Source organism: Slackia isoflavoniconvertens (assembly GCF_003725955.1).
Lineage (GTDB): Bacteria > Actinomycetota > Coriobacteriia > Coriobacteriales > Eggerthellaceae > Slackia > Slackia isoflavoniconvertens.
This window is the reverse complement of the sequence record NZ_QIBZ01000024.1, coordinates 1-13,866: the sequence shown is the minus strand read 5'-3', so window position 1 is coordinate 13,866 and position 13,866 is coordinate 1. Positions and strand designations below refer to the sequence as shown.

Annotated in this window: 8 protein-coding genes; 3 read left to right on the top strand and 5 right to left on the bottom strand. The window is 59.9% G+C overall.

The features are described 5' to 3' along the window. Positions 1–314 precede the first annotated feature (314 nt). Together DMP05_RS09355 and DMP05_RS09350 are read right to left on the bottom strand one after the other, a co-directional pair. A complete protein-coding gene (locus DMP05_RS09355; RefSeq protein WP_123220195.1) occupies positions 315–566 on the bottom strand; it encodes a hypothetical protein in 252 nt (83 codons plus the stop codon). A gap of 243 nt (positions 567–809) precedes the next feature. Further along, positions 810–1,742, bottom strand: a complete 933-nt coding sequence (locus DMP05_RS09350; RefSeq protein WP_123220194.1) for a phosphoadenosine phosphosulfate sulfotransferase — start codon at positions 1,740–1,742, stop codon at positions 810–812. A 1,522-nt stretch (positions 1,743–3,264) separates the two neighbouring features. Between DMP05_RS09350 and recN the strand changes: the two genes are divergently transcribed. Together recN and DMP05_RS09340 are read left to right on the top strand one after the other, a co-directional pair. Continuing rightward, a complete protein-coding gene (recN, locus tag DMP05_RS09345) occupies positions 3,265–4,941 on the top strand; it encodes a DNA repair protein RecN (RefSeq protein WP_123220193.1) in 1,677 nt (558 codons plus the stop codon). A 395-nt stretch (positions 4,942–5,336) separates the two neighbouring features. Next, complete coding sequence (locus tag DMP05_RS09340) at positions 5,337–5,768, top strand: YbaN family protein (RefSeq protein ID WP_244595121.1); 432 nt, start codon at positions 5,337–5,339, stop codon at positions 5,766–5,768. Here DMP05_RS09340 and DMP05_RS09335 read toward each other — a convergent pair. Further along, entirely contained in the window at positions 5,720–6,631 is a 912-nt protein-coding gene (locus DMP05_RS09335; RefSeq protein ID WP_123220191.1) for an ATP-binding protein, read from the bottom strand. The genes DMP05_RS09340 and DMP05_RS09335 overlap by 49 nt on opposite strands. 399 nt (positions 6,632–7,030) lie before the next feature. Between DMP05_RS09335 and DMP05_RS09330 the strand changes: the two genes are divergently transcribed. Further along, positions 7,031–8,707 (top strand): DNA-deoxyinosine glycosylase, encoded by a 1,677-nt coding sequence (locus DMP05_RS09330; RefSeq protein WP_123220190.1) that lies wholly within the window; start codon positions 7,031–7,033, stop codon positions 8,705–8,707. Between the two features lie 285 nt (positions 8,708–8,992). Here DMP05_RS09330 and nifJ read toward each other — a convergent pair whose 3' ends face one another. Next, on the bottom strand, positions 8,993–12,538 hold the full coding sequence (gene nifJ, locus DMP05_RS09325) for a pyruvate:ferredoxin (flavodoxin) oxidoreductase (RefSeq protein WP_123220189.1): 3,546 nt from the start codon (positions 12,536–12,538) through the stop codon (positions 8,993–8,995). A gap of 697 nt (positions 12,539–13,235) precedes the next feature. Next, complete coding sequence (locus tag DMP05_RS09320) at positions 13,236–13,739, bottom strand: very short patch repair endonuclease (protein ID WP_244595120.1); 504 nt, start codon at positions 13,737–13,739, stop codon at positions 13,236–13,238. Positions 13,740–13,866 lie beyond the last annotated feature (127 nt).

Genomic DNA, 13,866 nt, shown 5'->3' with positions numbered 1-13,866 from the left:
CCTCGTCTAGCAGGGCGTTCAGCGTTTCCTGCACGGTTTTCCTCACGAGCTCGCGAAGGTCGGACTTCAACGACTCCTCGTCGACTGATACTATGTTGCCGGACATGGTTGCGATGCCTTCCTCGGTGCGTTTTATGCTTGGTCGCTGAAAATCATACCGATGGCTGACGACCATGTCTTTTCATTCCTAGATGTATTCAGCTTTCAATTTGCGAAAGAAATTTTACGTTACCGGCAATATGCCTGATAAACTGCGAGTTTGTTGCGCAACTTTTCCCACATGAGAAATGAGAGGGGCACCCCAGGCCGCCGCCCTACTCCACAGTGCCGTAGGTGTAGCCCCAGCCATGGCCGGCAATCGAGGAGTTCATCTGCTGGCATAAAGCGATGCGCGTATACGCGCCCGGCGGCAACAGATCGACGATTTCTCGCATGTCGGCGCACACGTCGAACGTCTCCGCCGCCAGAATCACATCAAGCCGCTCAACGATGGGCGTGTTCTTGAAAAGATAATCCACAACGCGCTGCATTTCGCCATACGAATCGCTTCTCTCAAGCAAAGCCATGCAGTGGTTTCCTTTCTTTATATCTTCAACCTGTTGTCACCTGTTAAATGCTCGTAGCGTTTAACAGGTTGGTGCCGACCTCTCGCGATGCGCCCCACTCCAATCTGTCAAGGGGATACCACCTGTTAAATGCTCGCAGCGCTTAACACATCCCTTGTTGCTCGACGCATTGTGACGGCCTCGGCTCAATGTGCTAAACGCTGCGAGCATTTAGCACATCCCGACAAGCCTGCCGACAAACAATTAGCGAATGCTGTCGGCGCCGAAAACGCCTGCGGCCAAAGCGCCCGTGTATGCAGGAGTCGCCTCGCCGCACGCGCGCAGAAACTGAGCGCCCGCTGCGCGCAGAGCCACAGCCGCATCGGCCATGAAGTCGGGCAGCGCATAGGGGTTCTCGGGAATGGGTGCGCCGAGCGATGCGCGGCGCTTCTCGGCGGCGGTTGCCTGGCGCACGCTCACCTGCACCAAAATAGGCTTCGGCGTAGCGGCGGCAATCTCGCGCACCACTTCCACAATCGCCTCGGGCGCAGCAGCACTGCGAATGCCAATCACATCGGCCTTCGCGAGCACCTCGATCGCTTCAGCGAGCGGCTTTCCGTCGAACTCGCCTTGCTCATTCACGTCAACCGACGCAAACACCGGGCCCGCATACGCGCGGCGCACGCCTTCGATGCCGCACTGAACATCGGCCGCGCTGCGCAATCCGTTCAAGAAAATCGCATCGAAGCCCGCGCCTTCACTTTCAGCAAGAGACCCCATGGCTTCCTTGCCGCCCTCGACAAGCGCTCGCGCCGCGCCTTCATATTGCGCCGCGCACTGCTTCATCGACATCGCCGACGTGGCATCGAGCGGAAGCCCGCACGGGCCAACTTCGCACAGCACATGCTGCGGCGCATTCGCGCGCGCATGGGAAATAGCCGCCTGCGCAAGTTCTTGAGCGCGATCTTCCATGCGCTTGTGCGCCAGGCGCGCCTCGCAAATATCGGTCTCGGCAACCAAGCACTGCGCACCCGCCATCGATTCAAGGCGCAGCGCATCTCGCATAGTTTCCGGCTCAACCAAGCTCATATATTCAGCTTCGGTTTCCATGTCGACGCCTTGGTTCGCGAGCGCGAACGCGAGCGGGGCGGAAAGCACGAGCATGTCTTTGTGAAAACGCAATTCGATATCGGCCATAAGAGCCCCTTTCGGATGTGGCGAACGCGGCGCGAAACACGGCAAAAGCGCGCGCGGCGCGGCTAATGCAATGCCCTGAGTATAGTTGCAACGCGGCGAACGGAGCGCCTGCAAGGGCCGCTTTCCCGAAAAGTGGCGCAAGCGCGCTTCACAAGTCAAAAAGCGGCTCAAAATGATGCTGCGGCAAACGGTCGTTTAGCGGCGGCGAACGGCGAAGCTTTTTAATGACGCTTCAAAAGCCCTTCACAAACGCATACACATTTTTAGATTATGTCTAATTCACCCTCATTATGTGAGGTGTTGCTTTATGGCTCCCATCAGGCCTTTTGCATCTTGTCGAGCACAGGTGCCCTGCGTACACAAGTCGTTCAAAACCGTCTCACAACTTCTTGAAAACCCGTACCTATACTTTTGCCTTGCAAACGCGGGGTCCCCTTCCCAGTTTGCCTGCTGCCCCAAAGCAGTACGTACCGGTGCACCTCCCAAGATCAAGCACCGTACACCCCCTCCTTGTGTGAGGCCCGGTTCCCCTCCGGGCCTCAAGTTCTCTCTTAGGCCCGCTCGTCCGAACGGGCCTTTTCCTTTTCCTGGGGACGAAACGAAAACGATTCTTCGCAACGAGCGCCCACCATAATGACGCGCAAACGCCAATCGCAATCACGCAACGGTGCCGTTGCAGAAAATCGTACGCATCGCAGTGCACGCGTCGCAGCGCACGCAGCCACACCGAATCGGCTTTGTGGTGCAAAGACACGCCCACAAATCGCCATAAAGACGCTCATTCGGCTTCATTATCCCAACCATGCGTTGTTGACCTGCGGTTTTTAGAAGCAATGGACGTTTTTTACTAATCAAATCATCAATGCTGTGGCGCGCATTGGCGCATGGAAACAGTCGCGATTCGTGCATATATGCAATTTCATCGCTTTCTTGCCACGCATTATTTATTCTGTCCCTTTTTTCGACGGCATTCGGTTTCTTGAATATTTCCTATAGGCACTGCTTATATATTTCACTCGTAAAAAAGAATATATAGGCGTGGCTTATGGAATTTCTCGGAACGTAAGCTCAAAACTGTCCCGTTCCACAAACCATCCACTTCATGGTCACAACTTCTCAAATAGCGACCTGTATACTTTTGCCCTGCAAGCGAAAGGCTCCCCTCCTTTACTTGCCTGCTTCCCCAAAGCAGATTTTGAACCGACGCGATCTGAAGCGTCGTTCATCCCCTCCTTGTGTGAGGCTCGGCTCCCCTCCGGGCCTCAATTTGTTTCTATAGCCCGCTCAACCGAGCGGGCTTTTTTGTTGCTCTCATCCCACGCGAGAAACCGCGCTCAGGTTTCGTGCACGACCATGGCCCGTCTTCGCACGCACAGAGCTCGTCGCCGCGCCGCCGCGCCCGCGCACTTTCACCGTTTCCCTTTGGTTTTCGCGCCGCACGCAACCTCGCACCCCAAGAGCCTATAATGGACGGCACCTGACCGTCGCAGCGTGCGGCGGCGCATTCGAGAAAGGTTTCGCCATGCTCGACGAGCTCCACGTGCAAAATGTCGCCCTTATTCGCGAAGCGACGTTCGCGCCCGCGCAGGGCCTCACGGTGGTCACGGGCGAAACGGGCGCCGGCAAAACCGCGCTGCTTTCGGCAATCAAGCTGCTTGTGGGCGAGCGCGCCGACGCCTCTACCGTGCGTGAGGGCGCGCAGGGCGCCGTGGTCGAAGGCCGCTTCTTCTTGCCAGCCGATGCCGACAACGCCGACGACGGTCACATCGCATGCCGCAAGGTTTCCGCCGACGGGCGCAGCCGCGTGAGCATCGACGGCTCCATGTCCACCGTGCGCCAGCTTGCCGAGCAGCTGGGCGCCACCGTCGATTTATGCGGCCAGCACGAGCACCAACACCTCTTAAAGCCCGCAAACCACGCCGCCATGCTCGACGCATGGGCGGGCGATGCGGTTGCAAGCGCAAAAGCGGCCTACATCGAAGCTTTCAACGCCGAACAGGCTGCAGCAGCAGAACTTGCCCGCGTTCGCGAAGCCTCGCAGGCCTCCGCCGCGCAGCTCGAAGAGGCGCGCTTCACGCTCGCCCGCATCGATGAGGTAAACCCCACGCTCGACGAATACGACGAGCTTATGGCGGAACTCCCCAGAATTGAAAACGCCGAAGCGCTCGCCCAGGCAAGCGACGGCGCGTATTGGGGCCTTTCAGGCGACGGAGGCGCAATCGAGGCCGTGAATTCCGCTATCGCCTCACTCGAGTCGCTCACGGCGGCCGACGCCGCGCTCGAACCCCTGGTTTCGTCGCTCACCGACGCGTCCTATATTCTTGAAGACGCCTCGCGCGATTTGCGCGAGTACCGCGACGGCATCGATCACGACCCGCATGCCCTTGAACGCCTGCAAGAACGCGCAAGCACCCTGCAAGGCCTTATGCGCGCCTTCGGGCCGCGCATGGAAGACGTTATCGAGCGTCGCGATGCTGCCGCCAAGCTCATCGAGTCGGTCGACGATTCCTCGCGCGTGATCGCCCAGGCCGAAATCGCCCATGCCGCCGCCGAAGCGAAGCTCGTCGAGGCCGCCAAAGCGTTCGACGACGCGCGTAACGCAGCCGCCCCGAAATTCGGCGAGCAAGTGAACGCACAAATGGCCCGTTTGGAGATGGGCGGCGCCGAGCTCATCGTGCACGTCGACCCCCTTGAGCGAGCACAATGGACGCGCGCAGGAGCCTCCAAGGTCGAATTCATGTATCGGGCCGGCACAGGCATGACGCCGCGTCCGCTTGCGCGTATTGCCTCGGGCGGCGAGGTGAGCCGCGTGATGCTCGCGTGCAAGGTCGTGCTGGGCGAGGCCGACGCGCGCGACACACTCGTGTTCGACGAAGTCGATGCCGGCGTAGGCGGATCGGTCGCGGTGGCGCTGGCCGCCGTGCTGGCTGATTTGGCAAAAACGCACCAGGTGATCGTGGTGACCCACCTCGCCCAGGTGGCCGTGCGCGGCGAGCGCCATTTCATGGTGAAGAAAACCGCGGGAGCGGCCCCCAACGAAAGCGAAGACGCAAACGCCGCCGAGGCCGCGATTCCCGAAACCACGCTCTGCAAGCTTGGCGAAGACGAACGCGTTCGCGAAATCGCCCGCATGCTTTCGGGCGACGCAAGCGAGGCCTCGCTTGCCCACGCAAAGGAAATGCTCGAAAACGTGCGATAGCGGTTGAACGCCCGAGCCAGCGCGCGTCATTGGGCGAATGGGCCCTCGCCGTGCATATTCAGCTTTCATTGGACAAACGCAGCCCTGCCAAGAGAGCGCGGCCCATCGAGAGGGCGAAATCCTAATCAGACAACAGCAAAGCCCGCCTGGAGCAAAACCATTGTTCCAGGCGGGCTTCATATTGCGAGCGATATATGGGAATGCAGCTTAAATCAAGCTCCCGCATTCCGCATACACGAGGCTTCGTATTCCGTTTCCCCAAAAAAATACGTCATTCAACGGTCGCATTCTTTATATTCTTTTGTTAGCATTGGTTAAGTTTGTTTCCGATAGCAAACTTAACCGTTATGAAAGGGCCGCAACGAGTGCCCTTGCAACCGACCGAAAGGCCAGCTGTGAAAAGAATCTTCTTCCTCGTTATCGCCTGGATAAGCCTCGCCCTTGGATGTATCGGCGTATTCGTTCCCCTACTGCCCACAACGCCCCTCGTGCTTTTGGCGACGTTCCTGTTCGCGAAAAGCTCGCCGCGCCTGCATGCCTGGATTTGCAAAACCCGCGTGTATGGCGCGTATGTCAAACCGTTCAAAGAGCGCGGCGGCATCACACTTGCGCGCAAACTTCAGATGCTCGGCCTTTCGTATGCCGTCATGGGTGTAAGCGCGTTTTTCATGCGCAACGTCATTGCATGGGCGGTTCTGGGCGTGATGGCCTTGTTCCTTGCGTGGCTTGTGACCGTTCGCATTCCTACAATTTCCAACGAGGAAGCAGCCACCGCCAGCTACCCCACCGCAACAATGCGTCCGTCAGACGAAATTACGTCGATCTGAACGGGGATGCTCGACGCCACCGCACCAATGGCATCAACAGCGCCGCCAGTAATGTCGGCTCCACGAACACCAACAACGGCGTCAGCAGCACCAGCGCCATTCTGAGAACCCGCGATTGCCACTGCGCGGCGCACGGCCCGCTCAAGGCCGCCGCAGCACGGCACCTGCATGCGTGCGACGCGAACGCTTCGCACATTGTTCTCAGCGATAATCTGCGCAAGCTTCTCGGTATAGTCGACGCCATCGAGCTTCGGGCAGCCAATAAGGCACACGCGACCCTTCAAGAAGTCTTCGTGGAAGGCGCCATAGGCGAACGCCGTGCAATCGGCAGCCACAAGCAAATCGCAGCCTTGGAAATACGGGGCATTCACAGGCGTGAGCTTTATTTGCGCAGGCCAGTTCGACAGGCGTGCAGGCACGTTCACCACCGTCGAAACGCCGCCCGCAGGCGCCGGGAACGGGTTTTCGGACGAAGACGCATTCGAAGCGCTGTTCACGCCATGGGCAGGAGCAGCCTGGCCGCTTTCCGACACCGCACCCGGCTCGGCTTCACGCACAATCGTTTTCGCCATGGAACCAGGACAGCCGCCCGCGGGCATGCGCGCATGAATCTCGGCCTGTGCACGACGCATTTTCTCGGCAATCACGGCCTTCTCATCGTAGGCCGCAGCCTCGCGCTCGATGAATTCGATGGCATTTTCGGGGCACGCAGGCAAGCAATCGCCCAGCCCATCGCAATAATCGTCGCGCAAAAGGCGCGCCTTGCCGCCCACCAGGCCAATCGCGCCCTCGTGGCATGCATGCACGCACAAACCGCAGCCCGTGCACTTCTCTTCGTCAATATGGATAACGCGTCGTTTCATGCGACCCCCTTCGTTATTTTCGCGAGCGCATAGTAGCACCGCGTCCGACTGGTGACAAGGATATGATACCTATACGATATCAATTTGAGGAAAAATACGCTTACAGCATCAAGCGCAGCGGCGAAGCCAAGCACGCGCGAATTCACGGCGCCGCCATAACGCCATGAAGGAAGGCCGCCTTTGCTGCCGACAACAACGAACCCTAGTTGACGACGGCCAGCCATCGCCCCGCCAAGAAAAACCCGTCGCACCGAGCCACGCCTGAAACAATCGAGCCTTCATATAGGCGAGCCGCCCATAACAATAGCAGGGCCCTAGCGATTCTTGCTATCTGCGCCCAAGCGGCGCCGCGAGACGTATGATAGCTTCGAACGAAATTACCCGCGCAAAGGGGCCACAATGGACGTAACAACCGTCACCCATGAAATCCAACCCGTGTTCGATAGCCGCAGCCGCGTGCTGCTGTTGGGCACCATGCCCTCGCCCGCATCGCGCGAACAGGGCTTTTACTACGGGCACCCCCAGAATCGCTTCTGGCGCGTGATCGCCGCGATTTTCGACGAGCCGGCGCCTCGAACCATCGAGGAGAAGCGCGACATGCTGCTGCACCACCACGTTGCGCTTTGGGACGTGCTCGCATCATGCGAAATCGAGGGCGCGAGCGATGCGAGCATTCGCGACGCGCAACCGAACGACCTTGCGCGCATTTTCGACGCAGCCGATATTCGCGCCGTATTCGCCACGGGAACGAAAGCCGGCGAACTCTATCGTAAGCTCATCGAGCCCACGTTGGGCGTGCCATGCACCACGCTGCCCTCGACGAGCCCCGCGAACGCAAAAATGAAGCTCGCCGACCTGGTCGGTGCCTACGGCAAAGCGCTGCTGCCGCTTCTTGGCGAAACCGAGAAGCACGTGCTGCCCGTGGCCGATGTCGTGAAGCTCGAAAAGGAAATCGCCAAAAGCGGCACGTCGCTTTCGACGCTCATGGAACGCGCCGGACGCGCACTGGCCAAGGTGGCGTTCGACGAAGCCCAAGCGACCGCTTCCCAGCACGACCCGAACAATGCGATGCAGCGCCAAGCCGATGCAATCAGCCACACTCCCCACGACAATCAAAATGGCAGCACAGGCCGCACTTCCAGCAATAGTCATACCGCCGAAGCGAGCGACCCCTCTGACGAAAACCAAGCAGCACCACACATCGCGATTTTGTGCGGCTCGGGCAACAACGGCGGCGACGGGTGGGTTGCCGCACGCGAGCTTGCGCGCGCGGGCTGCGCAGTCGACCTTGTAACGAAACGCCCGGCACGCGAAATTTCGGCCGAGCCCGCCCACGAACAGGCGCTCTTAACGGAAGCGATTGCATCTAAACCAGCAAACACGCCACGCGCGGGCTTGCACCAAACCGCAAGCTCGTCCCAAACCGCAGCCTCGGCCCCAACCGCGCCTCAAACCACCGCCACGCAGCATGCCAAACCCAGAGCAATCGCGATTCACGTATCACCGAGCGGCGACGAGCTCGCCTGTCTGTTCGCCGCAGCCGACGTGATTGTCGATGCCATTTTGGGCACCGGCTTTTCGGGCGACTCCGTGCTTGCACCCTATGACGCATGGATTCGCCTCGCAAACGAGCAGCGCTCACGCGGCGCGCGCATTGTTGCTGCCGACGTGCCGAGCGGCCTTTCGGCACAAACCGGCAAAGCGGCCGAGCCCTGCCTGAAAGCGCACGAAACCGTAACCATGATCGCCTCCAAACCTGGCCTCGAAACGCCCTACGCTTTCGCCTTCTGCGGCACGGTGCACGTGGCGCCGCTCGCCTACATCGAGCCCATTCTCGAAAGCTGGAAGCAAAGAGAAACCGTCGACAACGCTTCGGCCGGAAACGACAGCTTGATCGGCAGCAGTGTCGCAACAGACGCAAACGCCGCGCTCGAAGCCGCAGGCGCCGGCAAGCCGCCCTCGCTCAAACACGACGCCTTCCGCCGTGCCGAAACCGAAGATGACGACGGCTACGACCCCTATTCCGACCGCCCGCCAACACCCGAACCGCTCTTCCAGGCCGACCCCTGGAATTAAGGGAAATCAAGGAGCAATGCGAGAACCGACGAAGAGCAAGCACCAGCAACGCACGGAAAGAGAATGCCACCGGGTGCTCGTCCTTCGCTTTCCGGGCACCGCCGATGCAACCACTCGGTGCCCCGCCTTGTCCAATCCCGCCTTCCCCACCCAAAGCACTTCCCCAGCCTTTGGCACCACACCCAACCTTTGTTCACATTCCGCATCGCACAAAAAAGAAAGCTCCCATATGGGAGCTTTCTTCATGAGTGCGCCAAATAAAGCGCGTTGTGCCTGACTATAGGCCTATTCGGCGTCGTACATGGCCTTCAGTTTCAGCAGGTGCTGGTAGCGATCCATTGCGGCCTGCTCGTTGCGCTCGAACAGCTCGCCCGCGCGCTCGGGGAACTCGCGCGTGAGTCGACTGTAGCGGGCCTCGTTCATAAGGAACTCGCGATAGCCTCCCGCGGGCTCCTTGCAGTCGAGCACGAATTTTTTGCCCGGTGCGCCCTCGGGGTTGAAGCGGAACAGGTTCCAGTAGCCGCAGTCGACGGCCTTCTTCATCTCGGACTGGCAGTTCACCATGCCGCCCTTAATGGAGTGCATCTCGCAGGGCGAGTAAGCGATGATCAGCGACGGGCCATGGTATGCCTCGGCCTCGGTGATGGCTTTGATGGTCTGGGCCGGCTTGGCGCCCATGGCGATTTGCGCCACGTACACATAGCCGTATGCCATCGCGATTTCGGCGAGCGACTTCTTCTTGACTTCCTTGCCGGCGGCAGCGAACTGCGCAACCTGGCCGATATTGGAAGCCTTGGAAGCCTGGCCGCCGGTGTTGGAGTACACCTCGGTGTCGAACACGAAGATGTTCACATCTTCGCCCGACGCGAGCACGTGGTCCAAACCGCCGTAACCGATGTCGTACGCCCAGCCGTCGCCGCCGAAGATCCAGATGGACTTCTTCGACAGGTAAGCCTTGTTCTCGAGGATTTCCTTGGCGAGCTTGGCCGCTTCGCCCTCGCCGGCAGCGATGGCGGAAAGCTTCTCGACGAGCACATCGGCGGTTTCGCGAGCGGCATGCTTGTCGCTGCGAGCCTCAAGCCACGCCTGGGCGGCGTCGGCAACGTCGGTCTCAACGCCAGTCGCGATGAGCTTCTCGGCGTCGGCTGCGAGCATGTTGTTCACGGCCTCGTAGCCAAGCAGCATGCCCATGCCGTGCTCGGCGTTGTCCTCGAACAGCGAGTTCGACCACGCAGGGCCATGGCCCTGCTTGTTCACCGTGTAAGGCGACGTTCCCGCAGGTCCGCCCCAAATCGAAGAACAGCCCGTGGCGTTGGAGATGTACATATGGTCGCCGTAGAGCTGCGTGATAAGACGCGCGTACGACGTTTGCGCGCAACCAGCGCAGGCGCCCGAGAACTCAAGCAGCGGCTGCTTGAACTGGCTGCCGCGCAGGGTCTGGTCCTCGATCTGCGGCTTGTCGGCAACCTTGGACACGCAGTAGTCGAAAATGCTCTGCTGAGCCATTTCGCCCTCGGCGCCAACCATGGAAAGCGCATCGGAGGGACAAGCGCCTACGCACACGCCGCAGCCCATGCAGTCGAGCGGGGAAATCGCGAGCGTGTACTTCAGGTCTTTCGCCTTGCCCTTCATGGGCAGAACTTCCAGACCGGCAGGCGCCGCGGCGACTTCTTCGTCGGTCAGGCCGAACGGGCGAATAGTGGCATGCGGACACACGAACGAGCAGCTGTTGCACTGGGTGCACTTCTCGGCATCCCACTTGGCAACGGTGACGGAAACGCCGCGCTTTTCGTAAGCGGAAGCGCCCTGCTCGAACTGGCCATCGGCGTGATTGGCGAACACCGAAACGGGCAGCGAGTCGCCAACCATGCGGCCAACAGGCTCCATGATTTCGCGAACCTGCTTCACGAGTTCGGGGCGGCCCTCGAGCTCGGTGGTGTCTTCCTTATCGGGGCAGGTGGCCCAATCGGCAGGAATGTCAATCTTCACGAATGCGGTGGCACCGGCATCGATGGCGCGGTGATTCATGTCAACGACGTCTTGGCCCTTCTTCAAATACGACTTGGTAGCCGCATCCTTCATGTAGCCAATGGCCTCTTCCTGGGGGATGATATTCGCAAGAGCGAAGAACGCCGACTGCAGGATGGTGTTCGTGCGCTTACCCATGCCAATCTCTACGGCCAGGTCAATAGCGTTGATGGTGTAGAGGTTGATGTCGTTTTGCGCAATGTAGCGCTTCGCGGCGGGGCTCAGGTGCTCGGCGAGCTCCTCGGGCGTCCATTGGCAGTTCACCATGAAGGTGCCATGGGGCTTCACGTCGTACACGATCGGGAAGTCTTTCTGAATGTAGCTCGGGTTGTGGCACGCCACGAAGTCGGCCTTGTTGATGTAGTACGAGCTGCGAATGGGCTCGTCGCCGAAACGCAGGTGCGAAATGGTCACGCCGCCGGTTTTCTTGGAGTCGTACTGGAAGTACGCCTGCACGTATTTCTCGGTATAGTCGCCGATGATTTTGACTGAGTTCTTGTTCGCGCCAACCGTGCCGTCGCCGCCCAAGCCCCAGAACTTGCACTCGATGGTGCCGGGCGCCGCGGTGTTCGGCGAATTCGGGTCTTCAGGAAGCGAGAGGTTGGTCACATCGTCGACAATGCCCACGGTGAACTCGCGGCGCGGAGCTTCCTTGGCGAGCTCGGTGAAAATGGCGAACACCGACGAGGGCGGCGTATCTTTGCTGCCCAGACCATAACGGCCGCCAGTAACCAGAATGCCCGTGCGGCCTTCGCGGTTCAGGGCGTCGACCACGTCGAGGTACAAAGGCTCGCCCGTGGAGCCGGGCTCCTTCGTGCGGTCGAGCACGGCGATCTTTTTCACGGTTTCGGGCAGGCATTCGACGAATTTCTTCGTGACGAACGGTCGATACAGGCGAACCTTCACCAGACCGACCTTCTCGCCCTTGGCGTTCAGGTAGTCGATAACTTCCTCGGCCACGTCGCAAATGCTGCCCATGGCAACAATCACGCGCTCGGCGTCGGGAGCGCCGTAGTAGTTGAACAGGTCGTAGTTGGTGCCCAGCTTTTCGTTGACCTTCTTCATGTACTCTTCAACGACTGCGGGCAGCTCGTCGTAAGCCTTGTTGCAGGCCTCGCGGTTCTGGAAGAAGATGTCGCCATTCTCGTGGCTGCCGCGCATTGCGGGATGCTCGGGGTTCAAAGCATGGGCGCGGAAATCGCGAACGGCGTCGAAGTCGCACATCTCGGCCAAGTCGTCGAAGTCCCACACGGCGACCTTCTGCACCTCATGCGAAGTGCGGAAGCCGTCGAAGAAGTTGAGGAACGGAATGCGGCCCTTGATGGCGGAAAGGTGGGCGACGGCGGAAAGGTCCATGACCTCTTGCACGTTGCCCTCGGCGAGCATGGCAAAGCCGGTCTGACGGCAGGCCATAACGTCGGAGTGGTCGCCGAAAATGTTCAGCGCGTGGGTCGAAACGGTACGGGCGCTCACATGGAAAACGCTCGGCAGCATTTCGGCCGCGATTTTGTACATGTTCGGAATCATGAGGAGTAGGCCCTGCGAAGCGGTGTAGGTCGTGGTGAGCGCGCCCGCTGCCAGCGAACCATGCACGGCACCGGCGGCGCCGCCTTCAGACTGCATCTCGCATACCTTCACGCGAGTGCCGAAGATGTTCTTCATGCCCTGCGCCGACCACTGGTCAACAAGGTCGGCCATGGGGCTCGACGGGGTGATGGGGTAAATGCCCGCCACCTCGGTGAACGCGTAAGACACCCATGCGGCGGCGTTGTTGCCGTCCATGGATTTGAGCTGTCTCGCCATAGGTTATCTCCTCTTCCGTGCACGACCTGCGAGCCGTACAACCCCCTACTTCCAGCCGCCCTTTTGGGAAAGGGCGCTGTGTCGTAATTTAGAACAGAGGTAATAGTATCAGCGCGGGCGAAACGCTATCGACGACTAAAGCGCAACGATACGTCGACGCGCGAACGCGTTCGGTGAACGGGATGCCTAGGCGAAATAGGGGTCGCGAGCGGTTGAATAGCGGCGGTGAGTGGAAATGTTACCGAATAAGTTGCCGTTCACCGACGGTCTACTTGGACGGGCATGCGGCTCCGGCTCGGTCAGGTCCTGCTCGCGACGAACAGCACATTAAGTGCTGTTCTGCGAGTGCGGAATCTACCGGAGCCGCACGCCCGTTCAAGCAGACACCCTAAGCAATCGTCAAATAGCGGCTTGCGTGGGCATGCGGTTTCGCTCGATTCCGTACGTTGGAATGCCCGGCGGGCATTCCAATCCCACACTTCTGCGCCCGAGCGGGCGCTGTTGCCGCTCGGCAAAGCCGAGGCGGCAACTGCGAGCCAGAACCCAATCGAAATTAAAGCATTCGGCAAGCGGCCGGGCGGACGTGCGGTTCCGATAGATTCCGCACGAGCCGGAAGCCACTTAATGTGGCTTCCGTGCGAGCCAGGACTTGACCGAAGCGGAACCGCATGTCCGCCCGGGCCGCTTAGGCAATTTCTTATTTATCCAATTCCTCGCGAAGGACGGGAATGAGCGATTCGAACGTCGCATCGATGGTCTTCTTTTTCAGCTCGCACTCCCAAATCACGTGCACGCGCCACCCCTGTTCTTGCAGCAAAGCGAGGTTTCGCTGGTCGCGCTCCACGTTGCGTTGGAATTTCGGCACCCAGTATTCGAGATTCTTCTTCGGCGCGGGAGGGTTGCACTTTGGGCACCGGTGCCAGAAGCAGCCGTTGATGAGCAGGCACACCTTCTTGCCTGGCCACGCCACATCGGGGCGACCGGGGGCTTTCCATTGCAGACGATAGCCACCAAGCCCCGCCTCACGCAAACGCTCGCGCACAAGCAGCTCGGGCTTGGTATCTTTGCTTTTGTTGCCTTGCATGCTCGCGTGGGTGGCGGCGCTCACGTACGGACGTTTTTCTGGAAGCGCCGCAAGCACGCAGCGCGCCTCGCGGCAACTCTCGCGCGTAAGCGAGCGGTTGTCGCGCGCTACCGACACGTGTTGATGTTCACTAAGAAGTGGTCCGAGTGATCACTGGGAAATGAGCACCGTGAGCACGAAAAATTGAGCAGTTTAAGCAAGAGGGCCGCGCCCCGGGGACCGGGGGCGCGGCCCTCGCCGTATG

Bases quoted from the DNA above. Each gene is read 5' to 3' on its own strand.
- DMP05_RS09330 (WP_123220190.1), top strand. From the start codon at position 7,031: ATGGACGTAACAACCGTCACCCATGAAATCCAACCCGTGTTCGATAGC.
- DMP05_RS09335 (WP_123220191.1), bottom strand. From the start codon at position 6,631: ATGAAACGACGCGTTATCCATATTGACGAAGAGAAGTGCACGGGCTGC.
- DMP05_RS09350 (WP_123220194.1), bottom strand. From the start codon at position 1,742: ATGGCCGATATCGAATTGCGTTTTCACAAAGACATGCTCGTGCTTTCC.
- nifJ (WP_123220189.1), bottom strand. From the start codon at position 12,538: ATGGCGAGACAGCTCAAATCCATGGACGGCAACAACGCCGCCGCATGG.
- DMP05_RS09355 (WP_123220195.1), bottom strand. From the start codon at position 566: ATGGCTTTGCTTGAGAGAAGCGATTCGTATGGCGAAATGCAGCGCGTT.
- recN (WP_123220193.1), top strand. From the start codon at position 3,265: ATGCTCGACGAGCTCCACGTGCAAAATGTCGCCCTTATTCGCGAAGCG.